Consider the following 25,822-nt stretch of genomic DNA (forward strand, 5'->3'; position numbering starts at 1 on the left):
CATGGGCCAGCGATGTTTGAATGTCCAATCATGCCCACGTCAAACCGTGGGCATGCCACCCACGACGCTATATCGATGAAGTTTCCTGCACTGGCAACTTCGGTGTTTCCACTCGACTAAGGAATCGCGTGGACGAGGAGCGAGTCTTTACCTTCTTGCGTTTTGGCCCAGTTCGAACTCGTTACGAGAACCACGCGGCTGCCTCGGGTGAGGATGTCGTGTTCACGACCCCAGGCGATGACAAAATCTAACACTTTCTGCGGCGATTCCTGCACGACAGTCGTGTAAATCGCTTGGATGCCCCAATACAGACACATCCGGCGAGCGGCAGGTTGCGAGTCGGTGAGGGCCAGAATCGGCACTTGTCCGCGTTGTTTCGACAACGCCATAGCCGTCTTGCCGGAGTGCGTGGCGACGACAATCAAATCCGCTTCGAGATGCTCCGCCGCGGCACCGGCACCCAGCGTGACGGCTTCCGTGACCAGCGTTGCCCGTGAACTGGGTTGGCTGTCGGTGTCGATACTGGGGTTCGGTTTGACGAGGCGTTCCGCTTCGATCGCGATGCGGCTCATCATCGAAACCGAAGCCACCGGATGTTTGCCGATGGCCGTCTCGCCCGAGAGCATCACCGCGTCGCTGCCGTCGAGAATTGCATTCGCGACATCACTGGCCTCGGCACGCGTCGGACGTTCGTTTTCCTGCATGCTATCGAGCATCTGCGTCGCCGTGATCACCGGAATGCGATGACGATTACAGAGCTGAATAATTTGCTTTTGCATCGCGGGTACGTGTGCGATCTCCACTTCAACTCCGAGATCCCCTCGCGCGACCATAACGGCGTCTGTCAGATCGAGAATCGCATCGAGATCGGTGACGGCTTCCATCTTCTCGATCTTAGCCACCACATCGGGCACAACCGTGGGCTTCAACGCTTGAATCGAGCGTTTGAGCAGCTGCAAATCGTTGGCACTCCGCACGAAACTCAGACCGATGAAGTCGAGTTCATGTTTGATCGCCCATGCTAAGTCCTCATAGTCTTTCTCGGTGAGACTCGGGGCACTCAACGTGGCTCCGGGAAGATTAATGCCCTGACGCGAGCGGATTATTCCGGGATTCTCCACCACACATGCGACGCGGCCTTCGTCCATGTGCTTGCCAATGACTCGCATCGCCACCGTACCGTCGGCGAGCAATACCCGATCGCCGTTGCGGAGGTCATCGATCAATTGGGGGTACGTGCAGGTCAGGTGGTGCGGTTCATCGATGTTATCGTCCCGCACGAAATGGAAGTGCTCACCGATCTGACAGAAAATGCTGTCGCCGGGGAGTTCGCCCAAACGAATCTTGGGGCCGGATAAATCGCCGAGAATGCCGATTGGCCGTTCCAATTCCTCGGAAATCTTGCGAATGGACTTCACGACCTCTTCCAACTGCGAATACTCGCCATGTGCGAAGTTGAGCCGGAAAATGTCGACGCCCGCTTCCACCAGTTCACGCAAACGAGCCGGTTCCTGGCTGGCAGGCCCGACGGTCGCCACGATTTTCGATTTGACCAACGGACGTTCTTGGTACTGTCTGCCTGAACTCATGCCGATCCCCTGGACGCGTTCACTGTGCGAAACGCACATCGCAGTTCGCAGCGGTTACTCTATCGCATCCGGGCAGATCGACAAGCCCTGTTCGTCGTCCGCGGTGGGAATTGTTCTCAACGCGGATCGAAACAGCGGAGGTTTGATGACGTACTCAGTTCTTTGTGTCCCGTTCTCGATCTGACTACCGGCGGGACATTTGGCTGATCAGCAAAGCGCGTTGATATTCGTTGAGGGGCACGTTCTTTGTGAGTTCACTCTTGAGCGTCGATTCCCATTCGTGAATCAGGCTGCGGTCACCGGCGTCGAGTTTCCAGTGGACTTGGTGTTCGGCTCGGAGTTGCGTTTCCACGCCAATGTTCGAACGCAATCGGACTTCCACCGGCAACAATTCTCGTCGTCGCAAATGCCGATTCAACTCCAAACGCGGTTTCGGGAACAACGCATTCGGATGCAAAACGTAATTCAACTGAGCCATTTGATCGGCGTACTGAAGATAGAAGTCCACAACGCCTTCGTTCGGAATCTGCACGCACTTGGCCGAGTACGTCAGATGGGGGCTGGATAGCGTGAGCAGCTTTTGTTCGTCATCGAAGTGCTCGACGAAATTGCCTTCCAAAGGAAACCGAAGTTTGTCTAGCACATCTCGCGATGCGGGCGGCTGTTGTGTTTCCAGTTCGGCAATCCGATCTTCCGTGACTTGCCGAGCCAAATGCATCTTGTGAGCGACTTCGTCGAAGTGAATCGTGGTCGCCAAGTTTCGCGATGTGTTCAACACCGTAAACCGTTCCTGTGACGGCTCATAAATGATGACTTCACTTTCGCTGCCGTTCTCGATGTAGTCGTAAACTTTGCCGGCATGAAACAGCGACAAACTCCGCCCCAGCACCGCGCCTCGTGTTTCTTTCGCAGCGGCTTCGTTATAGACACGAGTGTAGATGCGGAAATCCTGGCCCTGAAGCGTCCCACTTGATGAGACAACCAAAGCACTCACCAGAATGCCCAGTGACCAAACTGTTTTCGAGACGGATTTCATATCAGCGACCTCCATGCCGCAAGATGTGAAGACTAGGCAAGTCACAGTGTGACCGGAACGGTCGACACCGAGTTGGAATGGAACGGTTCGGATATTCTTTGACGTGAAGTGCGGGACCATATCGACTTCCGCAAATTCGAGCAAGACGAACTCGCTTGGCAGCAGAGAGCAGAGGGCCGAGAAGCGGAGGAAATTTTGCGTGATTGGCCTTTTCCGGCTCGCTGTTCTCTAGCCTTTACACCCCTCGAATAACTCCAACACTTGACGAGGTTGCCTAAACTGGGCACGCTATCAGCCTACTCACGCGTGTTCCGCATCGATCGCCAATCTCTCTCTCAAGGACTGATCTCATGACAGGTTCTACTGATTCTCAATCGCTCCAAGAAGAAATTGAACATTTCATGCACGGCTTGGAACGCCGGAACCCCCACGAAACCGAGTTCCATCAGGCTGTTCACGAAGTTGTGGAATCGGTCATGCCATTCGTGATGGCCAACCCCAAATACAAGGAAGCGCAGATTCTCGAACGGATGACCGAACCGGATCGCATCATCATCTTCCGCGTCAGTTGGGAAGACGACGAAGGTAACATCCGTGCGAACCGGGCATGGCGGGTGCAGTTCAACAATTCTATTGGCCCTTACAAAGGTGGATTGCGGTTTCACCCGTCGGTCAATCAAAGCATTCTGAAGTTCCTCGGCTTCGAGCAAACCTTCAAGAACAGTTTGACCGGGCTGCCGATGGGCGGTGGTAAAGGTGGTTCAAACTTCAATCCGAAGGGCAAAAGCGATCGTGAGGTCATGCGGTTCTGTCAGAGCCTAATGGTCGAACTGGCTCGACACATTGGCGAAGACACCGACGTGCCCGCAGGCGACATCGGCGTGGGTGGTCGTGAAATTAGCTATCTGTTCGGGATGTATAAACGGCTGCGAAACCGATTTAGCGGCATTCTGACCGGCAAAGGCTTGGCGTTCGGCGGAAGTTTGGTGCGAACCGAAGCGACCGGGTTCGGCTGTGTCTACTTCTGCAATCACATGCTCGAACAAATCGGCGACGGAATGAAAGGCAAAACCTGTCTCGTTTCCGGATCGGGCAACGTGGCGACATACGCATGTCAGAAGGCGACCGAACTTGGTGCGAAAGTGCTCACGCTCTCCGACTCCGGCGGTTTCGTGTACGATCCCGATGGCATTGATGCAGACAAACTCGCCTACGTGAAACATCTCAAGGAAGTCCAACGCGGACGGATCAGCGAGTATGTCGAGAAGTATCCGAAGGCCGAGTTTCACGCCGATCAACGTCCCTGGGGCGTGCCCGCCGACATCGCGTTTCCCTGCGCGACGCAAAACGAAATCAACGGCGACGAAGCACGTATCATGCTGAAAAACGGCGTGAAAGTCGTCTGTGAAGGGGCGAACATGCCCAGCGAATACGAAGCCGTTCAAGAATTCTTGAAAGCAAAAATTCTGTTCGGTCCGGCGAAAGCCGCGAATGCCGGTGGGGTCGCGGTCTCCGGTTTGGAGCAAAGCCAAAACCAAGTCCGCATCAGTTGGTCCCGCGAGGAAGTCGACAGCAAACTCCAGTCGATCATGCGAGGCATTCACGAAAAGTGCGTGCAATATGGCGACGACAACAACGGTTGGGTCAACTACGTCGACGGAGCCAACATCGCCGGCTTCGTCAAAGTCGCCGACGCCATGTTGGCCTACGGCGTGGTTTGAACTTCCTCGTAGAAACTTTGACGCGTGCGGATGATTTCCTGAAAGCGTTCGGTTTCCTTGAGGATGGATTGGCTGTGCCAAGTGGATTTCTCAGCGGCGGCGACTTCCCACTCCTGAAGGGCGTCTTCGAACACTTCACGAGGCAACGCCTTCGCTGCGGTGAACAACGTGTTGCTCCACTGGTAACTCGCATTTCGGGTGGAAGCTTTCAGAATCGGACGGACTACGTTTAGGTAAGTCCGTCCGAGTTTCTCACCCCAAGGCTGTGGAACGAACCCGAGTAAACTCGCGATTTCCAACGCATGATCCGCAGCGGTTTTTTCCAAGAGCGGGAGAAATGTCGTCTCGATCTGCGTGGGCGACATCATCGGCAAAATTGTGTGGAGTTGCGCGAATGCTTCCTCACGCCCTTTGCCTTTGAGTCGGTCCGCGAGATCCGCCCAATAATTCCAAAGCGGCCTCAACCAATCACCGGACTGCGATTCGCTCCCAATAAATCGGACCGCTGCGGTGACCCAAGCCTTGAGAATCGGCCGATCAAACGTGCCGCCACGGACGGCTTGAATAAGTTCCTCCGGTGAAGCATTGAACTTTGCTTCCCAATGCGATGGTGGGATCGTCGACAACACCGCTTCCGTCCAATACGCCCGCTTGCCCTGCCCGGATGGTGCTTTGCTGGCGATGCCGTCACGTTTCCAAGTTTTGTCGAGCTTTTCAGGCGGATCGCATTGCAGTTGAAAACCACAAGCTCGATCCGTATCGGGAACCTGCGATAACATCGCTTCCCCGCGAGTTCGCATTCGATTCGCAAGTGCCGATTCCGCTAATCGGGACAACAATTCTGCGGCCACCGCTTGCACTTGCGTGCTCCGATCATCGAGTGCCGCTTCGAGGAATTCCTCGTCGTCGGCTGACAACCCATGTTCGAACGTGCCGAGCAATCGAGCCCGGTATTCGGCCTTTTCTCCGGCGAACGTTGCTTCCAACCACGTTCGACCTTCCTCCGCGTCGGCTCGACGAATCGTGCTGAGAACTTGGCACCGGTCGCGAATCGTGCCATGTTCCCATTCGGTTTGCAGGACGTCTCGGTCGCGTCCGCTCAAACTGGCGACACCCGTGCGAACCCATTTCCACTCTGGACGAAACTCACTCAGCCACCGTCCGCGTTCCCCAAGTACCGGCAAAAGTTGCTCGCGGAGATTCGCATCGCTAACGTCGAGAGCCATCGGCAATAAATCCGGCGGCAACACCAAGCCACCGCCCCGCATCTGTCTTAGAAATTCAGCGAGCAAGTCTTTGGAATTCGTCGCAAACGCATTTTGCAGAAGTCCCGCCAATCGTCGCGAACCGGATGCCTGTGAATCGCTCGGCGCGGGCGTAATCGCGGGCACATCCGATACTGCCAACCGACCGGCTTGCTCACCAACCGTCTGCACACCGGCCTGCAGAAGCAGCGTGTCTTCCGGATCGCTTTTCAGTTGGTTGACAAGTTCGACGCCCACGCCATCGCTCACCGCGAGCGATTTTTGCCCGGCTCGCGAAGTGCCCGTCAATGCGACTTTGGTGAGTTCTTCCATCGTCACAGATTCCGAAATGTTGAACCGTCTTCATAGATGCTGAGCAATCGCAGTTGATGCCCATCCCATTCACCTGCAATGTCGACCGGCTGACCACCCGTGATCGCTAGCGCTTTCCAATGATCACGCCCCCGCATTGGCAAACCGTTCCCCTGCTGATCGCGGAGGATCCAGTCTTCGCCCGGAATGAGCGTGACATCATGCAACACACAGCCGAACGCATCGAGCCATGGCTGCTTGGCCAATTCATCACTAACGGAACCGAGAAACTCATCGATTGTGTCACAGCCAGGAATTCGAGATTGCACCGAAGTCAACTCGCCCTCGTGACTGACGAACTTCGCTCGTTGACCGGAGGCACCGGGATAGAACACGAGTTTGCCAGTTTGCTCGGAGCCGGGAATGATCGACTCCGCGAATGGTTGCCCACCGACCGCGAATTGCAGCACCAACGCCATGCGACCGGTCTTCCGCCCAAGAACCCAGGATCGCTGCGAACGAATGCGTCCGTCGTCATCGATCCACTGACCGACAATGATCCAACTATCGTCGACGTTCTCGCCGTCGGAACTCAATTCGTCTTTGCCGATGTTCCAACCGATGATCTGCCGCACATCGCTCTGCAACTCTGGCGAGAGTTGTTCGATCCGCTCGAATGCTTTGAGCAACAACTTCACGCGGCCAAACTCCGAGAGCAACTGCTTTGGCCAATCGCGTGACGCACCGGGAATTTCCGCCCATCGAGCCACCCGTGACGCCAACCCACCGGCTTGGGCATCGACAAGTCGTTTGGCTTGCTCGTCCCAAAACGAAAGCGGTTTCGCTTCCAGACCTGCCAGCCCGGTTCGCACAAGATCCTTCATCCACAAGTCGAGCCGTTCGAGTCCATCGGTCACCAACTTTTCGCGTTTGGCGGCTCGACGTTTTTGAGCTTTTTCGTCGACAGGTTTCTTGGGAGCTTCGGCTGCCTCGGTTTTTTTCGCGGCTCGTGCTTGGCGTTTGCTGAGCCAATCGTCGACCCAGTCCGGACGAGTCGCTTCCGCGACGGCGTCGGGAGATGCTGCCGTCAGCATCAAGAGACCGAGCACATGCTTGCAGGGGAACTTCCGGCTCGGGCAATTGCACTTGTACCCGAGATTCGAAAGGTCCACCATAATTTGATAGACCTTGCTGCCCTGACACTTCCCCCACAGCGAAGCGTCGTCACGCCCCACATCCGGCCAGTTCTTGAGGGCCATCAACTTCTTACCGGCGGCCGCCGAACTACTGTCCGGGGCCATCTCGGTGACTTGTTCCAGCGTGAGATCCATGCGCCGGTCTCGCTTCAGGCCGGTTACTCACCCGGCGTCCACGGGTCTTGCCAATCGTTGAACTCGGAGGCGGCTTCTTGCTCCGATTGGGCTTGGCGATGTAGCCGATACAACTTCACACCCAAGCCGGTAAACACGAGCACCGGCATCGACATCATGAACAGAATGCTGTACATGTACGCCTGCGGCAGGCTCGAATCTTTCTTGTTGGCTTCCTTGCACATCGGGCACGCCGACGCGGTTCCGACGGTGCTCACCAAAATCGCGATTGCCAGAACGACGCGTTGGATAAATCGGGACATGGTTTTCGATCCTTGCAAGATGACGCCCGTCAAACTGGGGCTGCCACCCAATGATACAACATGAAATAAATAATCACACCTGTAACCGAAACGTACATCCAAATTGGCCAGGTAATTCTTGCGATGCGACGGTGCTTGTCGAACTGCCCTTTCAATCCCCGGTAGATCGTAATGCTCGCCAGAAACGGCACCGCAGCAGCCAAAATGATGTGCGTCACCAGAATCGCCAGATAAACGATTCGCACCGCTCCCGTGCCCGGGAATTTCTTTGAACCGACATAATAGTGATAGACCAAATAGCAGCCGAGGAACACAATCGAAACGGCGAACGAGCTAAGCATTGTCCATTTGTGAGCCGTCACGCGACCGCGTCGAATCAGTACGTAACCCACCGCGAGCAGCACCGTTGCCAACCCATTCAGGCTCGCGTTCACAGTCGGTAAAAGATTGACCCACTCTGGCACGAAATTGGTCCGTTCAAGTTGTAAGAATTGTTGAGTTACGGTTCTTCAGCGATCGCAGGTTGACTCGGTTTCGCGGAGGTTTGTCGCAGGCGTTCGGCTTCGTCACGTAATGCGAATGCAAGTTCCATCATCTCCGCATCGCTGGCACCGTTGTACCGTTTGACGATGTTCCCCTCGGCATCGATATGTAGCACATCGGTTGTGTGGAACACTTCGTACCCCGGTTGACGAGCCTCACCCGTGTGTTCCGCGACCGCCTGACGAAACGCGGTTCGCAATAGCGGATAGACGTATTCCTTGTCCCCGGTGAGGAACAACCATTTCTCCGGGTCGGCACCGAAGTTGTCCGCATAGTTCTGCAAGACCTTCGGTTTGTCGTAGGCGGGGTCAACGGTGATCGTGACCAACCGGACGTCATCATCCTTCACGCGTTGTTGCAACTGGGCCATCTTCGCCGTGATGTTCAAACACGGACCCGCACATCGGGTGAACACAAAACACACCGCCCACGGTTGGCCATGGAGATCCTTCTCGGTGATGGTGCGTCCGCTACGCTCGATGAGTTCAAATTCACCAACGCCAGGTAATCGCGGCGAACCGGTGATGATGGGCCCCTTCGCGAGTTGTTCGGCTTCGGCTTTGAGAGCGTCGACAAGCTCGTTGCGTTCGTCTTCCACCAAACCGTTGTACTTGCCAACGACTTTCCCCTGAGCGTTCACATGGAGCAAGTTTGGTGAATGCAGGACTTCGAAACCGGGTTTGCGATTCTCGCCGGTCTCTTCATGCACCGGCATCAGGAAACTCTTCTGGATGAGCGAATAAATCTCGTCTTGATCGCCCGTCAGGTGTAACCACTTTTCCGGATTCGCACCGAAGTTGGTCGCGTAATTCTTGAGCATTTCCGGGGTGTCGAATTTCGGATCGACCGAGAGGGAGACCAGCCGCACGTCGGTGTCTTGGAGTTGGTCCTGCATTTCCTTCAAACCGGCCGTCAGGTTCAGACACTGACCAGCACAGCGAGTAAACACAAACCCGACTGCCCACGGCTTTCCGAGCAAATCGTCCCGCGTGACGGTATTGCCATCCTGATCGACGAAAGAAAAATCGGCGACACCTTCCGATGGCCAAATGAGTTCGGCGGGAACCGTGGGTTGTTCGTTGGATAGCACTTCACGAGGATCGACTCGTTCACGATTGCGACGGGCCGACTCCGCGACGACCCATCCCAATAACGTGCCGCTAATAATTAACAGAATCCACGAGACGATCACTAATCGAGACCGTTTCGATCGCGTAGGTGGTTGTTCTAAATTTTGATCTGTCTGCATCGACAGTTCCTCAAACGAATCACAATGTCAGTCCTACCTCATCCGTACGTTCGATTCGCTGAAACTGTGAGAACAAATCGAGCGGAGCGATGTGCAGGGGATGCGTTATTATTGCACGTTTCGCAGGTTCCGGCTACGCGTCTGCATCACAGCGAGCCCGACACAGACGGTTCCGAACAGAATCGTCACTCCGACACTCATCGGTAAACTTGGGAAAGTGGGAGTCACCGCCAAGTCGAGATGCGGCGTCATCAGCCGTCTGAGTCCTGCGACTCCATAGGTCATGGGGTTGAGGCGGATAATCCAACTCAACCACACCGAGCCTTCTCCCGGAAAGAACGCCCCCGAAAGCAGCCACATCGGTGTGAGGAACACCATCATGATGGCGTGGAACCCCTGCGTGCTGCTCATCGGCCACACGACGATATAACCGAGTGCCGTCATCGCGAGTGCAAACGTCGTGAGAAAACACAGTACCGCAAGAACCTGCGGCAACGATTGCATCCAAGGAATCGGCGGTGCTAGGCCGACCCATGCCAGAAGTGGTCCGAGACCGAGAAAAATCACGACCTGTCCGACCGCGAGGATCGTGCCGCCGATCAGTTTCCCCAGTACGATCGCTAATCGCGGTGCGGGTGAGACCAGCACGCCCTGCATGAACCCGGCACGACGATCCTCGATGATCGAGACGGTCGAAAAGATCGCGGTGTAAAGCAAAATCAATGCGATGATGCCAGGCAGGAAATATTCTTGATACGAAAGCGTTTCACCGGCGGGCACCCAGCTGGGCGTTTTGAACGAACCTTGCAGTCCCGCACCGAACAAAATCCAAAAAACGACGGGTTGCCCCAATGCACCCACGACACGCGAACGTTGCCGCAGAAATCGAACTAACTCGCGTCGAACCAATGTTCCGGCGGCGGCAATCAACGACGATTGGGAATCCGCGATGGCAGCAGTGCTCATGAGGATGCTTGTTGTCCTTCCCAAAACCGATGACCGGTTCGGCTAATGAACACGTCCTCCAAAGTCGGTTTGCCGAAGGTAATGCTCGTCATTTCCTCACGACATTCGCCAATGATGTTTTCAAAAAGTGGCGTGCCGCTTTCGGTTTGAATACGGATACCATCGGTGATGACTTGCGGATCGACTCCAAAACGATCGCGAAGACGTGCTGCCAAAGCTTCCGGGTTCTCGCAATCGATCGTCAGACAATCACCGCCGATGGAAGCTCGCAATTCCTCTGGCGAACCGATTGCAACGAGTTGGCCTTCGTTGAGAATCGCCAGTCGTTTGCACTGTTCCGCTTCGTCCATGAGATGCGTGGTGACGAGAATCGTCAACGCCGACTCACCAACCAATTCCGCCAAGTACCGCCAGAGATCCTGTCGGGCACCCGGGTCCAGACCAGTGCTTGGTTCGTCGAGAAGCAAGACTCGCGGGCGGTGAATCAAACCTTTGGCAATTTCAACACGACGCTTCAACCCGCCGGAAAGTGTCGAAACGAGATCGCCCCGCCGATCAGTCAATCGCATTCGGTCCAGCAATTCGGCGATCCGGTCCCGTGTTGTCTGTCGTGGCAACCCGTAAAGTCGGGCTTGGTGAGACAAATTCTCCGTCACCGTCAGATGCGGATCGAGACTCGGCGATTGAAATGTCACGCCGATCGTGCGTCGAACGTCAGCGGTTTGCGATTTGAGGTCATATCCGCAAATACTCGCTTCACCCTGGCCCAACGGCAATAGCGTAGAGAGCAAGCGGAAGAGCGTGGTTTTGCCACTTCCATTCGGTCCAAGTAGACCAAAGATCTCACCCGGTTGAACAGCGAACGCCACGCTGTCCAGTGCGACGGAGTCGGATTGGGGATAGCGATAACCGAGTTCGCGAACCGAGATAATAGAGTCAGAGACGGACACGGGTAGTCGTCAGCCAAAAGAGGAAATCAGATGCGGACGACGTCGATCAATGTTGCTCCGGAGATTCCGGCTCTACGACTGCTTCGGTGGTTTCCGGGGCCGCGTCCTGAATTTGTGGAGCGGTGTTCGTGTAGTAATGCAGACCGATATCCGGCAGCAAAGCCAACGGCAAACCGATCGCTAAAACCGTGGTGGGAGCCAACAGAATGAACTTCCACTTGCCTTCGAACTTCAAGTGCATGAAGTACGTTAGCACGAACATTGCTTTGGCGACTGCGATGGCCAACACAATGACGGCGATGACCGCCCAGTTGGTGAGCCACCCGTTCTGCTTGGCTTCGTCCGCGATCCACGACAACGCCGTGCAAATGCAGAGAAAGAAGAAGATCAAGCCGTAATGAACTTTGTGACCTGATTGTGTATTAGCCATGAGCAACACGATTCCATGATCGATTCGGGAACTCGAAATTCACCGGGAGATTTGGTCAAACAATATACAAAAGCGGGAAGAGGAAAATCCATACCAAGTCGACGAAGTGCCAGTACAAGCCGCTGTTTTCCACCCAATCGGTCCAGGCCCCATTGAGTCGCGAACCCTGAAGAAGAACCGTACCAAAGAGAATCATACCCACGATCACGTGAATCGCGTGGAAACCCGTCATCAGGAAATACATCGACGCAAACAAGTTGCCGTAGACAATCGGGTGCGGGTCGTGCACATGGTCCATCATCGGGCCATACCAACGATCGACCGAGACTTCGCTGTACTTTTCTTCGGAGAACTCGATCGTGGCGTCTTTTTGCTGGCTTTGCAGCGGAAGCAAACCCGCCTTGTCTGCTTTGACGATGCGAACGGTCTCCGCGTGTTCTTCGCTGGATTCGGCTTCAGCGGAATGTCCGCCGTGACCGTGGGCTTCGCCGGGAAGTTGCAATGCCCCGAGAACTTCCTTCGGTTCGCCTTCCCCATTGCCGTAAGAGACCACGCCGAAATTCCGCAAGTTATTCAGACGCTGGGAAACTTCAGCCAGCGTGATTGCCGGAGCCAAACCTGCCGACTGTTCTTCGGAGATGTCTTCTTGTGAGACTTCGACAGTTTCGCCGTCTTCGGTGATCACCTTGATCACGCCCGAGTCCGGTTCGTTACCGGGGTCCAGTTGACCGACAATGCGTTTGCCGTCTTTGGTGACAAGCGCGACGTCTTCGGTTCCCAACGGCACCGACAGAGACACGTTTTCGCGAACATGCAATTCCAGCACGCGGACTTCTTCAGCAAATGCAAGTAGTCGACGAATTTCGGGCTCGCGTTCTTCCGCTTCGGCGAGAACTTCACGTTTGACTTGGTATTCGCTCAGTTCGGCTTCCGAGAGATCTTTTTCTCGACCTTCGAAGATTTTAACTTCCTCGCGGAGCGTCTCGATCGCCCCGGATTCCGCTGCGAGATCTTTGCGTTTGTTACTGGCATCGAGCAACGCAGCCTTGGCAATTCGTGCATCGATTTGCGTGGGGGTAAGACCTTCTTTTTCAAGCCGATCGTAGACAGCACCGTCGGGAAGCAGTTCGTTGGTGCGTTCATCGAGCGCCGTTCGCGCTTCCGAAACGACTTTGAGTAACGCTTGTTGGTCTGTTTCGGCGATGTGGCCGGGGAGGATATCGTGGTCGAATTTTCCGTAGTATTCGTAGCTCTTAATACCCAAGAACACACAGGCGGCTAGGAATACAAACAGCAGCAGTTTCCACGCTTTGCCGTATTCGCGGTGAACCATCGCTTCATGAGCGAGCACGACCAAGTAGCTCGAGAAGATCAGCACGAAGGTATTGAGGCCACCCCAAAACACTTTGATATGCGTGACGTTCGGATCGGTCGGCCAATTCGGCGAACCAATTCGCAGCACGATATACGTACCGATAAACGCCGTGAAGAACATGATTTCTGTGCCGAGGAACAGCCACATTCCCAACTTGGAGTTCGGAATCGGGATGCCCATTTTGAGCGGCGAAGGGGACGGCGTGTGATGAGCGGTGGTGTCAGCCATGAATTTCGTCTTTGAATCCGAGAGTGAACCCGTCAATCCGCGTTCGCAAATGTTGAATCAACGCAGCAGTTGAAAATGGTCCCAGGTCAAAATGGTCAGCAGCAAAGGCAGATACAACAAGGACGTCCATAACAAACGACGAGCCGACGCCCGCGTTTCACTGATCATGAACATGATTGCACAAACAAGATAGCCGATGCCCAGCACAATCGCCCCTGCGAAATAAGCCGAACCCGCCATGTCTACCAAGGATGGCAGCAAACTGACCGGCAACAGGGCTAACGCATACAGGACCGCCAAGGCCCCAGTCAGGTTGCGATTCGCCCAACATGCCGGCAACATTTTCAGCCCCGCACGTTCATACTGGCTACGGTACAACCAGCCAATTGCCAAAAAGTGTGGGAACTGCCACAGGAAGAGAATGGCGAATAACGCGGCAGCGCCGGAATCTAACGCGCCACCGGCGGCACTCCAGCCCAACACCGGCGGCAATGCACCAGGGATTGCTCCGACAGTCGTGCAGTAGGAACTTGTTCGTTTGAGCGGGGTATAGATTCCGACATACGTGACCAAAGTCAGCACGCCAAGAACCGCGGTCTGCAAATTCACAAAGACCGCGAGATAGATCGTTCCCATCAAACCGGTTGCTAAGCCGAACACCAACCCTTCCACCGGGGCAACGCGACCGGCAACCATCGGTCGATTGCGGGTGCGATCCATTCGGCGATCGGTGTCGCGTTCGAGGAATTGGTTCAAGACACTCGATGAAACCGCCACCAAGGTGATGCCCACAAACGCATGCATCAAACCGGCACGATCGATGGTGGTCCCACTTGCCAGTACATAGCCGAATGTCACGGTTGCCAAAGCGAGCACCGCGATTTTCGGTTTGGTCATTTCGAGATAATCGGCCAAGCGTGCCCAGGAAATCGGTTGGGCTGACCACTTGGGCGAACTGAGCGGTGAAGCAATCACCACCGAATCGACCGAACGACCGGTCGCGGTTGGTGTGACTGTTGCTTCACGATTCCACGTACTCACCGAGATCCCCCTTCAACAAGTGCCGACCCCATCGGGTGGCTAATCGGTGAGTGGTTCGAGCCATTGTTCACCGTTGACGATAGTTGTTCCTGCAAGGTGTAACGAACTCGCATACATCGAGCAAGAACCACGAGTGAACTCGCAAGTAGAGCCATGCCGATGACCGCGTGCATCGTTCGCACGACCGTCTGCGTTACGGATTGCATTTCTGCCACAAGTCCGAGTGGTGCGAATCCGAACCGGACCACAAAGGCACCAAGTCCCAGCAAAACTTGCAGCGTGCCCAAAATCAGCAATGTTCGACCACCGTGTTTGACCCACGGGATTTGTGACCGCATGGCGAGGACACTAGTGGCAATCAGACATCCCCAAGCGATGACGGCACCGCCGATGTGTTCATACAATCCGCCACCGAAATGTCGCAACCAACCACCAAGAAGGTATTGGGCGATCAGTAAAATCGGGGTCACGATTGCCAAAACATACAGACGATTCAAGCGTTGCCAAAGTTCTGAGACGGGTGATGATACACGTTCGAGTTCGTCGGTGACGGTCCACCAAGATCGGCTGGTCATCACTGCCACGACGGCGATACTTGCGAAAACGAGCGCTCCACAGATCGAGTGAACCATCGCAAGCGTTGTCGCTCGAAGTTGCACCCGCCCGCCGCCGAGTAGTCCTTGGAAAATGACCGCGAGCAATACGCCAACAGCGATCGCTCGGACCCAGCGACGTTGTTCAAATCGCCAAGCGACAAACACAAAACCGATGCTGACAAACCCGATCAAGGCTCCGGCCAGTCGATGACCGTGCTCGCAGAATTTTTCCGTAGCTCCTCGCACCCAGTCCTTGAACCATGGGTAGGTCAACATGAATTGACCATCGGAAGTGGGCCAATCCGGGAATGCCAACCCCGCTTTCAGTGTGGTCGTCAACGCACCCATGACGAGGGGCAGCAAAGCGATGCCGCACATCAACAGGGCGTAACGATGAACAACGGGGCGGTAATCCGAGGAAGTCATGGAAGTCAACTAGTCGATCGTCAATGGAACGATTCTGGGTCAAGAAAGTCTATTAGGAGGTAGTGGTTGGGTTTGGATTGGGCACTGACGCCAGTCGATGCGTTTGCGGGAGGTAATCCTGATCAGGCACCAAAGGCGACGCGTACTCGTAAGGGCCCCGATAGCAGACAGGTGGAATGTCGAAGTTGCCGTGACCAGGAGGCGACGGTGCGGTCCATTCCAGGCCGTTCGCATTCCACGGGTTTCGCCCGCATTTTTTGCCGTAGAACATCGAGTACAGGAAGTTGCCTAATAACAGGAACTGTGCAAACCCCATCAGCATCGCGGAGATCGTCATGAACTGATTCATATTCAACAGATGCTCAAGATACGGATGGATGTACGGGTCGGCGTATCGTCGAGGCAACCCGGAAATACCGAGCAAGTGCATCGGGAAGAACGTGCAGTTGAACCCGATGAACGTCAGCACAAAGTGAATCTTGCCGACGGTATCGTTCATCATTCGTCCGAACATTTTCGGGAACCAGAAGTGAATCCCCCCGAACACACCGAACAAGGTGGCCCCGAACAACACATAGTGGAAGTGAGCGACGATGAAGTAGGTGTCGTGGAAGTAGACGTCGACAGGAACCGCCGCCATGAAGATGCCGGAAAGTCCACCGACGATGAACATCGACACAAACGCCACGCTATTCAGAAAGACGGTGTTAAATACCGGTCGACCACCCCAAATAGTGCCAATCCAGTTAAATACTTTGATGGCAGATGGGAGGGCGATCATCATAGTCGACACCATGAAGGTCATTCCGAGAGCGGGGTTCATGCCGCTTGTGAACATGTGGTGTCCCCACACGATGAACCCAAGCCCTGCGATGGCGGCCATCGAGTACACCATCGGTTTGTAACCGAAAATCGGTTTACGGCTCGTGGCGGCGAGCATGTCGGAAACCATCCCCATCGCCGGCAACAACATAATGTAAACCGCCGGGTGAGAATAGAACCAGAACAAGTGCTGCCAAAGCAGCGGTTGTCCGCCACCAACACTCGGGTCGGTATTGTTGATATCTAAACCACCGGGTATGAAGAAGGTCGTACCGAAAACACGGTCACCCAATTGCATAAACCCGGCCGCAGTCAACACAGGCAACGCAAAGGCCTGCAGAATTGCGGTGATGAACATCGCCCAGATCGTGAGCGGCATGCGGAACAACGTCATGCCAGGTGCTCGCATGTTGATGATGGTGGTCATGTAGTTGACAGACCCCATCATCGACGACACCCCGACCAATGTCAGACCAAGAAGCCACCAGTTCTGTGCGGCTCCCGAACCTGGTGCAGCGGCCTGGACCGCGGAGAGAACTGGGTAACTGGTCCAACCGGATGCTGCCCCAGCGGTTGCGCCTTCGACACCATTCAGTCCCGCTCCCAATCCCGTGGCCATCGCAAAGCAGAAAATCGCCGGCCACATGAACCAGTAGCTCAGCATGTTGAGGACCGGAAAGGCCATGTCGTCGGCCCCGATCATCAGAGGGATCAAAAAGTTTCCGAAGGCACCGGCCAACACTGGGATGATGACAAGGAAGATCATCACTGAAGCGTGCATCGTGAACAGCATGGTGTAGAACTCCGGCGACATTTGGCCGCCCTGGAGTGCGAACTGTTCGATAATGTTGCCGAAGATCGGCACATAAGACCACGGAAACGCCAACTGCCAGCGAACCGCCAACGCCAATGCCCCGCCGAACATCAACATGATGAGCGTGGTGATCAGGAATTGAATCCCGATGATTTTATGGTCGGTGGAGAAGATGTACTTCCGCACGAACCCAGGCTCATGATGGGCATGATGCAGATCATGGGACGAGACAGGATGGTCAATTGTGCTCACAATATCCCTCGACTTATCAGGCGGTCGTGGCCCGGACTCAAATCAGTTCTCACAAACCCTCGCAGAAATTGCGGTCGGTTTGTCGAACATCGGTGTCATCATCCGGCAAACATCTAGTTTGTTCTTGCCACCCGCGTTGTTGATTCCGTTTGGTTGGCGACGGGATCCGCGGGTTGCGTGATACCATCGTAATCTTGGTCTTGCTTCAATTGCTCGATTGCGGCGTCATGCTCTTGAGCACTGCGACCGATGAGTTTCGCACCCATCTTGTAGTGTCCCCAGCCACATAGTTCCGCACATAACAGTTCGTATTCACCCGGCTTCGTGACTTCGAACTTGATCGGGATGATCGAGCCAGGAACGGCGTCTTGTTTTACACGCAGTTTCGGCACGAAGAACGAGTGCTGGACGTCCATCGATCGCAAGTGCACGATGACCGGACGGTTTGTAGGAACGTGGAGTTCGTTGACCGAGTACAAGTCGCCCGGTTGTGGACCCATGAGCCACTTGTCAACTTCAGCATCGTTCGCAAACTCTCGACCAGGCGCGGGATACCGAATTCGCCATTCGAACTGACGAGCGGTGATCTCTGCAATGGGTGTTCGCAACGCCTTCTCCGGGTACGTGCCTTTCACCCGATACTCGGCCCATGTATCCATTTGATACAACGCAATGAACAGCAAAATTCCGGCAGGAATGATTGTCCATAGCACTTCCAGGTTGTGACTGCCGTGCGTGAAGATGGATTTTTTGTCTTCGTCGACGTTCTTCGCACCCGTCCAAACCACATATCCCAGGGCGATATGGGTGCCGACGAACACGACAGACGTAATGATCAGAATCAGGTGGAACAAGTCGTCGATGCGTTGCCCAATGGGACTGAACGCAGTCGTGACACCTTCCGCGCCGCCAAGGGTTCCGTTGTGCCGAGGCAGCCACCAATTCATGTCGGCGGCAAACCAACAAACAACGACGGCCAATAACGGCCAGAACATAAAAAAGGCTACCCAAAGTCGTTTCACGTCTTACTCCAACCGGTTCAACCCAACCACCTGGGAACTTCGTTTCGAATTCATTCGGCGATGCGATTGAAATTAGTCGTCGGCGTTCTCCGCGACGAGTTGTTTGTTTTGAGGTTCTTGAACCGTCGCGACATTTTCTTCGGCCGGTTCCTCTTCGGATTCACTGGGTGTACCAGCCATCGGGTCTTCGTAGGGCAACGACATCACGTAGTTGACGAGGTCCCAAATCTGTTGGTCTTCGAGTTTGCCATAGGGCGGCATTGGTGTGCCCGGCATACCTTCGTGAATTCGACGATAGAGATCCAGCGGTCGTCGTCCCCCACGATACATCCCGACCGTCAAGTTCCGAGGTTCAATCGGATGGCCCCATTTATTGTACAAGCCGGGGGTCGGATAGGGTTCGTTGGTGACGGGGTCTTTGTCGAACTCCCGCGTTCGGGGGCCGTTTCCTTCGCCGGTCACACCATGACAGTTATGACAGTTGTTTCGCAAGTACAAAAGTCGTCCCCGAGACCGTGATGCAGCCGTATCAGGCGTTCGCGGTTCGCTGGGGTAGATGGAATGTGTGACCTGCTGAGCTTGTTTCCAGTTCGTCGCAATTTGATCGGCGTAGCGATCCACGTAGCCAGGAATTTTTTCAAGATCGTCTTTGAGATCGGCAAGTCGATCCTTGCGAACTTTCGTCGCAGTCTTCTCGAGGACCGGCTCTTCACCCTTCTGGCCACCGGCTTCCCATTTTTCGATGGCTTGTTGATAGCGTGCCTCAGCGGTATCGATTTCGTCTTGGACGCTCGCTTCGGAGTATTCCCGTGACATGCGACCAGCGAGGCTGAGTTCCAAATTGCCCCGCATCGACAGCCAACGCACATACTCGACGATACTGGCTACTTCCGCTTCCTTGAGCAAAGCAAACGATGGCATGTACGTGCCAGGAATGCCTTGGCGAATGATGCGGTCCAAGTCATTTGTATGCGGAGGATCGTTCTGACCCGTGGAGGCGAACTTGAACCAACCTTGACGGTAGTCACGCGGGAGAGGATTGAGATACTCGGCTGTCGGGCCGTTTCCATCCCCGGTCACACCATGACAGTGCATACAATGCTGCATGTACGCTGTCCGGCCATGTCGCAGCTTCTCTCCAAAGTCGACAACAATCCGGGTTCCGGCTTCGACTGGTTTCTCAAAACCCTTTGCCGTTACCGTCAGACGGCCGGTTTCCGGGTCGAGGTCGGCGATGCGGGTCGATTGTTTCACATACAACCCATCGGCAAACGTCACCGTTTTACCGACCAGTTCGTTCGCTGTTTCTTCGGTCAATGCCGAAATTGTATCGGTTTCCCACTCGTCACTTTTGATTCGGGCTTTCTCGATTTCTTCAGCCGAGAAACTTCCATTCCCATCGCGATCGTAGCGTTCGAATGTCGACTTGGAACCGCGTTTCTCGACCAACACTTCTTGAAGCGACAACGGGAATTCGTTGAGACTGAGTTCGCCATCGAAATTCTGGTCGTATTTCACCATCATTGCCGGTCCGGAGAAATCGACTTTGAAGGTTTTCGAGCCGGCGGTTTCACTGCCGGATTCGTCCTTATCTTCCACGACGACACCAGTCACCCCGCCGAATGCCAACGGCATACGCAGCCAGGCCACAATCGTGTCGGGTGTGCCGAAATGCTCATCGACAGCGTTTTTGACCGCACGTGCTGCCGGTGGCAACAAACCTGCGGTTTCCTCGCTCGAGGAGAACTCAGCTGTTGGCGGAGAGCAACCGACAATCGTGACGATCACAAGGGCACTTGCCAATCCAGTCATCCAAGGACTGGCGGCTCGTGCTCTCCGGAAACAACAGGCTATTTTTGAATTCATGTGCATGGCCAAATTGACCGTTACAAATTGGTGAAACCGAATTTGGGAGAATCGTTGGGACTTATGTTCGGCCGTGACTTAAAATCCCGAAAGCAAGACTGTTCGCGGTTTGGGGCCTTCGAAGGCTCCCAACAACTCGCCAGCGCTGATGTCGATGGTTTGGGTATTATCGCCCGCTGCGATCGTGACTTCCAGCCCTCGGTGAATCCAACCCTTGGCTTCGTGCCAAACTTTGAACTCGTAATCACCGGCTGGGATGTCCGCAATTGTGAACTCACCCAAATCGTTTGTGACCGCAGCGTAGGCATGTTCGACTGGCAATTGGTAGGCACTCATCCAGGTGTGAATGTCGCAGACGACTTTGACCGGGACAAACTCAGGAGATTGGTAGGTCATCTCCGTCGAATCGCCAGCCGACAGTGACTCGTTGAACTCGGCGTTCTCCAAGGGACGTGAGTGTACGTTGTGCTTGACCTGATCGGAGCTGATAACTTTGATCGGTTTGCCTGTTCGAACCACCATACCGTGCGGAATGAAGGTGCAATTCTGTTGGTCGAACGTGTAGGTCCAGGCTTGTGAGCTGGCGGTTTCGTCTTTGCCACCCTCCGGCTTTTCTTCCAGCCAGATGAAGACGTTGGCGATCCCCCGCGTTTCCTGATTCACAAGCAACTGCCGATTGATAATGGGTTCAGTCGCGGCACAGAAGTTGGAATCCGCCGTCGCTTTGCCGACTGCAAAGCGAGTTTTGATTGGCGGCAATGCGTCTCCGGCAGCAATCTGGACGCGTCCTTTCCAAACCCCGACTCCACCACCTTGAGGCTCGGCCGTATTGGAGTCGCCTCCACCGTTGTTCGTGTCACCGGGAGTGCTAGCGGAACTTCCCGAACCGCCTTCAGGTGCGACATCGTATGTGGGTTTCAGAACCACATTGGCGTCTGTTTCCACACCGCCACCACACCCGCTTAGGACCGCAAAAAGTCCTAGCGAGCAGACAGACACGAGGGTTTTGGTTCGTCGAATCATCGATCTCTATGCCTTCGAATGCAATTTGTACCTGGCCGTAGAATCCTGAGCCTTCTTCAAGGCACTACTCGGTTTCTGTGGCGTTATTGTCTGTTTTTGGTGGTGGAGGTGCTTCGACAATCCCCTGCTCTTGCAGGAGATGATCGTAGTTCATGATGGCGTCTCGCAATCCCCGGACCTGCCATTCAGGATCTTTCTTGAAATATCCTTCGGTCGTGTTGGTCGAGGGGGCCAACATCGCGGTATATGGCAGACTCCATTTGGGGTTGTAGAACCACAGTTCCAACCAATCCGGGCGGAGCCGGTCCGAAGTTCGCGATCGCAAATCCGGACCACGCGTGACCGAATCTCCCGTGCCGTTGAACTCGCGTCCCATGATCGAGTGACATTTGATGCACACGTCATGTTTTCCGAGCATGTTCCAACTTTGGTCGAGATAATCCGCTTCCTGATTTTCGAGAAACGCATGAAGTTCGCGTTCTTGACGGTTCAAATACGGTTCTTCACGTTCGGGGACATCTTGATACGGGAAGTCCGCGTCATCGGCAGCAGCGAAGTAGTTCGCCAAACTGCGTGCTTCTTGATCGCTGAGGTTGAACTGAGGCATCCGTAGGACTGCCATCCATCGCAATCTCTCAGGGTTTTTCAGGAAGCGATACAGCCATTGCGTTTGGACTTTCTTGCCCTCGCCGTACAACGGAGGCGGCACCATTTGCCATGCCTTCGTGATACTGGCGGAGGTCCCTTGGTCGGCGGGTGATGACTTCTGATCAATCTGCCCAACCAACCATTGGGCGAAGGTTCCACCTCGAGCCGGAGTTTTGCCGGCAACCATCGACTGCGTGAAATTAAACGCATCGACACCAGGCATGTAGACTTTGCCACCAATCTCCAACGGTTCCCAAAGTTGGTACTTAAAGTTTGGATTCTCCGGATCGTCGAGCACCAAACGGTCGGTCTGCAATCCATGGAATGCGAAGATCGCATCGCCGTCTTCGGTCGTTTCGTCGACTTCACCCGAGTTGCGATCTCGGAAGTTCAGGAACTTGAGAATCCCATGTGGTGATTCTTTACCGGTATCCGGCATCGTTTGGAGACGCAGCTCTGGGTGATCTTCGAAGAAGGTCGCCAGATTCGCTCGGAACTGAGTCGTTTTTCCTGTGTCAGCCATCTTGGCCATGCCAGGAATATCGGTGCCCAATCCGAAGAACTCCGAGAGCTTCTCAACTTGTTGAATCTCTTTCGGATACTCCGGTGGATCGGTAGCGTCGTCCAGGAGGGCTTCCCGATGTTCTTCGAACCAATCTAACATTTGTGATTGGGTCATGCCGACCATGTCTGCATAAGTCGACGGGGTCTCGTCGGAGTCACGATCGACCATAATCCGCATTTCGGGAAGATCGATCATGTGACAACTGGTGCAATTATATTTTTGCAACAGGAACTCGCCCTCGTAACGGGCTTTCTTGGCAGCATTCGGCTGGTAGACGTATTGCTCGGCCGGTGGTTCGGCGACGAGACCCAACACGAAGGTGATGACCGATTCGATTTGGGCTTCGTCGAACGGGAACTTCGGCATCCGCAAACGCTCGTCGTACCCTTTCGTTTCCGTCTTGTGATAGTCGTAGCTACGTGGGGCGTGGAGTTTCTGCCAGATGAATCCTGGGCGACCATGCTCGTGCAGCGATTCGTAGTAGAAGGCGGTGGATAGTGCCTGTTCGCGTTCTTCTTCAGTCGCAAACTCACCGGCCATTGCCGACTTCATTGCTTGGTCGACTTTTTCATGCGTGCTCGGCTCGTTGCCATGTCCATTATGGTGGAGATATTCCGCAATGTGCTCGGTTGCGAGTTTGCTAGTGTCTTTACGACCCCAATCTTGCAGAGAAGTTCCGATCGGTTTAGCCGATTCGAAACCTGGAATGTCATGACATCCATAACAACCATAGCGTGAGATTGTCCGACGACCCAAATAGGCCATCTGCATGCTAGTCCAATCTTCGTCGGAGAGTTCTTCACCATCGACGACAACACGAGCGAGCTCGATCTCATCACCCTTAATCATATCCGCCTCGAACGGATAGGCTCGAGTCGTTAGGGTGTCTTCGACTTGCGGGTTGGTCAGCGTTTTGGACAGATAGAGTCGCAATAAATCCTGGAGTGGACTTTGGGCGATGATCGTCACCGTCCGTTCGTTGCCACCTCGAAGAACTTTGACCGAAACGCGTTCGTTCTCGTCAAGTTCATTGACGACTTCACGAAACGTTTTGGAATCGTTGACTTCTTTTCCGGCGACATCCAGGACGATATCTTCAGCCAGCAACGGCCATTTGATGGTTTCGTCGCCTTCGGAGTACTCCGCCCGTGTGGCTGGTGAGAACCGCAACACCTCTGCGACCCGGACCCCGCCTTCCGGGTACTTCTCGACAACTAAGCCGAGGTGAACCGGAAGTGCATCGGGAGCTTCAAATTTTTCGGGACCTTTTTGCAATAGCCATGCGGCGATGTCGGCCGCTGGATCAACAGTTTGCGTTTCGTCGCCACTTGGGGCTTCGTAAGACTCCAGATAGAGGTTCGGCATCCGAGTGCGTTTGTGATACCGCTGCGGATCACGGAGCCAAGTGTAGAGCCAACGGAAGGCTTCGCTTTGGGTGAAGTCTTCGGCGTTGGGATCGTAGTCCTTCAACTTCGCATGAACGCGGTCGAGTTTCGGCCCGAAGTCAGCCACCGCTGATGGAAACTCCGAGTGGGAGTGACATGCCAAACAACCACGTTCCGCGAACAGGCTTCGGCCACGTTCGGCATCCGGTTTGTAGTCTTCGGAAGGTGCCAGGGTTTCGAAGGGTTGTTCTTTCGACTTGCCAAGCAGGTACTCTGAAATCGCACGGATTTCGTAGGGTTGATATCGCTCGGCTGTTGCATCGTCCAAGTTCGTAAGATGGAAGAACTGAGGCATCTTCGTGGATGGGCGGAATCGCTGAGGATCTTCCGTCCAATACGCAACCCAATCGTCGGTTGTTTTGTGGTGAATGTGTCGAAGTGCCGGGCCAACTTTACGGTACTTGCCAATATGATCGACGTCGGCAAGGTCAGCGGCCAGATTGTGAGTCCGTAATGACAGCTGAGGATCCTGAAGTTGTTGATCGGCTTGCAGCAGCGATTGCAACTCGGCACGTTCTGCGTCGGATTCGAATGGAGCGTCGGCGATGTGGTCGGCCAAGGAGGCAATTTGTTTCAGAGTCTTCGAGTTTTCCGTTTCCGGCTTTGTGTCGTCGAGGACATCGGTCACAGCAGCTTTGACTTGTTGGGCAACTGCGTACCAGTTCGGTTCCAATCGCAAGTCGGGACCGATGGATTGCGAGCCGGCATACCCGTTGATCTCATGACAGCCAAAGCAGCCATAGGTGCCGATCGTCTCGAAACCTTTCGTCACCTTCGGAGCCGAGTTGCCGAACTTCGGGCTGGTGGCCAACTCGGTGACGCCGTGGTGACACTTCAAGCACGATGATTCCTGGAAGCGTTCCGGGAGCATTGGATACTCCCAGTAATGGTTCGGATGGAAATGGTACTCGTCTTCCCAATGATGATGAGTGCTGGGATTGTTCGGCGTGTGAGCGGCGTTGGAAAATGTAGTCCCGGACCCCTGTCCCTCGTGACACGAGGTGCAACCGAACGTCTGGGTGGGGTGTGGACTGGTGGCAGTCAGATACAAATCGGGATTGGGGTGTGTCGAGAACGGATGCGGAAACTCATTCGCTGCCACCCAATCGGCGGGGTCATCGGATTCCGGATGCCCGGCAGGATACGCAGGTTTGTTGCCCGCTTCGACCTGATCGATTCCGAGATGGCAAGTTGTGCAACGATCAAACCGTGCCGTATGGGCCATCCCCAAAGTGATTTTGAGATCCGGTAGCCAAATCTGCTTGATCTGATGTGGCGAATTGAAACCGTCGATGATCGGCAACTGCATTACATTGCGTTTGACGGCCGAGAACCAATTGTCTGGGGCGACTTTGCTTTTCGCAGTTTGCAGACGTTCGACTTCGGCTTGGAACTGTTTGAGTTCTTCCGTGGCCCGATCGTATGCGGCGGTCTGTTCGGCTAACTCGGCTTTTTGCTCTTTGATTTCCGTTTCAATGTCGCTCAGGGAGAGTTCCAACTCGTCCACGCGTTGTTGCTCTCGGTCGAAGGACTCACGCAACGATTCGGCGAGCACCATCTTTTCGTCGCGGATGGCCAAGTCGTAATCCGCACGGGCTTTGTCGCGAACCGCTCGTCGGGCACGCACGCGGCGGGCCATGTTGTCCGCCGCCAGGGTGAGTTCTGCGATTTTCGCATCGATCTTTTGCTTCTCTTCGGAGAAGTCGGCACTTGCCTGTTCGATCTCCGTCTGAAGCTCTGCAACACGAGTTTCATATTGGCCGCTTTGCTCTTCCTCGATCGCAGCTTCGAGTTTGAGCGCATTGATCTCGTCGAAGGTTTTCTGGTAGCCACGCCATTGATCGGAGTGGTCGCCAGCCATCATCGCGAGCGTCACGAACAGCAATCCGAGCGAACTGATGGCAAACCAGATGTGTAATTTCTTGGGATTCCGCCAGAAACTATCGTCAGCCGGCATAGCGTCCGATCCTATTTGCTTATTGATGAGTTTGTATGCAACGTCATGCAAAAGACATTGACGTTAGCA

The 25,822-nt window shown here is 54.7% G+C and carries 19 protein-coding genes; 1 reads left to right on the forward strand and 18 read right to left on the reverse strand.

Annotation, left to right across the window (positions count from 1 at the left end; all coding sequences use genetic code 11):
- Nucleotides 1-116: 116 nt before the first annotated feature.
- Nucleotides 117-1,589 carry a pyruvate kinase gene (pyk, locus tag AC5DDB_RS16050; RefSeq protein WP_491740755.1) on the reverse strand — a complete coding sequence of 491 codons (1,473 nt, stop codon included), beginning with the start codon at nt 1,587-1,589 and terminating at the stop codon, nt 117-119.
- Nucleotides 1,590-1,773: 184 nt separating this feature from the next.
- Nucleotides 1,774-2,625 (reverse strand): hypothetical protein, encoded by an 852-nt coding sequence (locus AC5DDB_RS16055; protein ID WP_491740756.1) that lies wholly within the window; start codon nt 2,623-2,625, stop codon nt 1,774-1,776.
- 350 nt (nt 2,626-2,975) lie between these two features.
- Between AC5DDB_RS16055 and gdhA the strand changes: the two genes are divergently transcribed.
- The gene (gdhA, locus tag AC5DDB_RS16060; protein WP_491740757.1) at nt 2,976-4,346 is read left to right on the forward strand and encodes an NADP-specific glutamate dehydrogenase; all 1,371 of its coding nucleotides are present in this window, start codon (nt 2,976-2,978) and stop codon (nt 4,344-4,346) included.
- Here gdhA and AC5DDB_RS16065 read toward each other — a convergent pair.
- The 16 genes from AC5DDB_RS16065 to AC5DDB_RS16140 all read right to left on the reverse strand — a co-directional run bounded on the left by AC5DDB_RS16065 (nt 4,331) and on the right by AC5DDB_RS16140 (nt 25,753).
- A complete protein-coding gene (locus AC5DDB_RS16065) occupies nt 4,331-5,923 on the reverse strand; it encodes a DUF5691 domain-containing protein (protein ID WP_491740758.1) in 1,593 nt (530 codons plus the stop codon). The two genes, gdhA and AC5DDB_RS16065, sit on opposite strands and share 16 nt — an antisense overlap.
- A 2-nt stretch (nt 5,924-5,925) precedes the next feature.
- Complete coding sequence (locus AC5DDB_RS16070) at nt 5,926-7,233, reverse strand: SWIM zinc finger family protein (protein ID WP_491740759.1); 1,308 nt, start codon at nt 7,231-7,233, stop codon at nt 5,926-5,928.
- 23 nt (nt 7,234-7,256) lie between these two features.
- A complete protein-coding gene (locus tag AC5DDB_RS16075; protein WP_491740760.1) occupies nt 7,257-7,535 on the reverse strand; it encodes a hypothetical protein in 279 nt (92 codons plus the stop codon).
- 29 nt (nt 7,536-7,564) lie between these two features.
- Complete coding sequence (locus AC5DDB_RS16080) at nt 7,565-7,999, reverse strand: DUF420 domain-containing protein (protein WP_491740761.1); 435 nt, start codon at nt 7,997-7,999, stop codon at nt 7,565-7,567.
- 35 nt (nt 8,000-8,034) lie between these two features.
- Complete coding sequence (locus tag AC5DDB_RS16085) at nt 8,035-9,327, reverse strand: SCO family protein (RefSeq protein WP_491740762.1); 1,293 nt, start codon at nt 9,325-9,327, stop codon at nt 8,035-8,037.
- 108 nt (nt 9,328-9,435) lie between these two features.
- Nucleotides 9,436-10,293: an ABC transporter permease gene (locus AC5DDB_RS16090; RefSeq protein ID WP_491740763.1), complete on the reverse strand. Its 858-nt coding sequence runs from the start codon at nt 10,291-10,293 to the stop codon at nt 9,436-9,438.
- Complete coding sequence (locus tag AC5DDB_RS16095) at nt 10,290-11,243, reverse strand: ABC transporter ATP-binding protein (protein ID WP_491740764.1); 954 nt, start codon at nt 11,241-11,243, stop codon at nt 10,290-10,292. Before AC5DDB_RS16095 ends, AC5DDB_RS16090 begins: the two co-directional genes overlap by 4 nt.
- A gap of 46 nt (nt 11,244-11,289) precedes the next feature.
- Complete coding sequence (locus AC5DDB_RS16100; protein WP_491740765.1) at nt 11,290-11,673, reverse strand: cytochrome C oxidase subunit IV family protein; 384 nt, start codon at nt 11,671-11,673, stop codon at nt 11,290-11,292.
- A gap of 55 nt (nt 11,674-11,728) precedes the next feature.
- The gene (locus tag AC5DDB_RS16105; protein WP_491740766.1) at nt 11,729-13,276 is read right to left on the reverse strand and encodes a cytochrome c oxidase subunit 3; all 1,548 of its coding nucleotides are present in this window, start codon (nt 13,274-13,276) and stop codon (nt 11,729-11,731) included.
- Between the two features lie 57 nt (nt 13,277-13,333).
- Nucleotides 13,334-14,317, reverse strand: coding sequence for a heme o synthase (cyoE, locus tag AC5DDB_RS16110; RefSeq protein WP_491740767.1), 984 nt, complete (start codon nt 14,315-14,317; stop codon nt 13,334-13,336).
- Nucleotides 14,314-15,339, reverse strand: a complete 1,026-nt coding sequence (locus tag AC5DDB_RS16115; RefSeq protein WP_491740768.1) for a COX15/CtaA family protein — start codon at nt 15,337-15,339, stop codon at nt 14,314-14,316. The genes cyoE and AC5DDB_RS16115 overlap by 4 nt, the downstream gene beginning before the upstream one ends.
- A 52-nt stretch (nt 15,340-15,391) precedes the next feature.
- Complete coding sequence (locus AC5DDB_RS16120) at nt 15,392-17,227, reverse strand: cytochrome c oxidase subunit I (RefSeq protein WP_491740769.1); 1,836 nt, start codon at nt 17,225-17,227, stop codon at nt 15,392-15,394.
- Between the two features lie 113 nt (nt 17,228-17,340).
- Entirely contained in the window at nt 17,341-18,249 is a 909-nt protein-coding gene (locus AC5DDB_RS16125) for a cytochrome c oxidase subunit II (RefSeq protein WP_491740770.1), read from the reverse strand.
- A 72-nt stretch (nt 18,250-18,321) separates the two neighbouring features.
- Complete coding sequence (locus AC5DDB_RS16130) at nt 18,322-20,052, reverse strand: c-type cytochrome (protein ID WP_491740771.1); 1,731 nt, start codon at nt 20,050-20,052, stop codon at nt 18,322-18,324.
- Between the two features lie 141 nt (nt 20,053-20,193).
- Nucleotides 20,194-21,138: a cupredoxin domain-containing protein gene (locus AC5DDB_RS16135; RefSeq protein ID WP_491740772.1), complete on the reverse strand. Its 945-nt coding sequence runs from the start codon at nt 21,136-21,138 to the stop codon at nt 20,194-20,196.
- A 64-nt stretch (nt 21,139-21,202) separates the two neighbouring features.
- Complete coding sequence (locus tag AC5DDB_RS16140; RefSeq protein WP_491740773.1) at nt 21,203-25,753, reverse strand: PDZ domain-containing protein; 4,551 nt, start codon at nt 25,751-25,753, stop codon at nt 21,203-21,205.
- Nucleotides 25,754-25,822: the final 69 nt, after the last annotated feature.

The sequence above is a fragment of the Thalassoroseus sp. genome (genome assembly GCF_984380535.1).

Bases quoted from the DNA above. Each gene is read 5' to 3' on its own strand.
- gdhA (WP_491740757.1), top strand. From the start codon at position 2,976: ATGACAGGTTCTACTGATTCTCAATCGCTCCAAGAAGAAATTGAACAT.
- AC5DDB_RS16065 (WP_491740758.1), bottom strand. From the start codon at position 5,923: ATGGAAGAACTCACCAAAGTCGCATTGACGGGCACTTCGCGAGCCGGG.
- AC5DDB_RS16085 (WP_491740762.1), bottom strand. From the start codon at position 9,327: ATGCAGACAGATCAAAATTTAGAACAACCACCTACGCGATCGAAACGG.
- AC5DDB_RS16135 (WP_491740772.1), bottom strand. From the start codon at position 21,138: ATGATTCGACGAACCAAAACCCTCGTGTCTGTCTGCTCGCTAGGACTT.
- AC5DDB_RS16070 (WP_491740759.1), bottom strand. From the start codon at position 7,233: ATGGATCTCACGCTGGAACAAGTCACCGAGATGGCCCCGGACAGTAGT.
- AC5DDB_RS16115 (WP_491740768.1), bottom strand. From the start codon at position 15,339: ATGACTTCCTCGGATTACCGCCCCGTTGTTCATCGTTACGCCCTGTTG.
- AC5DDB_RS16090 (WP_491740763.1), bottom strand. From the start codon at position 10,293: ATGAGCACTGCTGCCATCGCGGATTCCCAATCGTCGTTGATTGCCGCC.
- AC5DDB_RS16140 (WP_491740773.1), bottom strand. From the start codon at position 25,753: ATGCCGGCTGACGATAGTTTCTGGCGGAATCCCAAGAAATTACACATC.
- AC5DDB_RS16055 (WP_491740756.1), bottom strand. From the start codon at position 2,625: ATGAAATCCGTCTCGAAAACAGTTTGGTCACTGGGCATTCTGGTGAGT.
- AC5DDB_RS16100 (WP_491740765.1), bottom strand. From the start codon at position 11,673: ATGGCTAATACACAATCAGGTCACAAAGTTCATTACGGCTTGATCTTC.
- pyk (WP_491740755.1), bottom strand. From the start codon at position 1,589: ATGAGTTCAGGCAGACAGTACCAAGAACGTCCGTTGGTCAAATCGAAA.
- AC5DDB_RS16105 (WP_491740766.1), bottom strand. From the start codon at position 13,276: ATGGCTGACACCACCGCTCATCACACGCCGTCCCCTTCGCCGCTCAAA.
- AC5DDB_RS16075 (WP_491740760.1), bottom strand. From the start codon at position 7,535: ATGTCCCGATTTATCCAACGCGTCGTTCTGGCAATCGCGATTTTGGTG.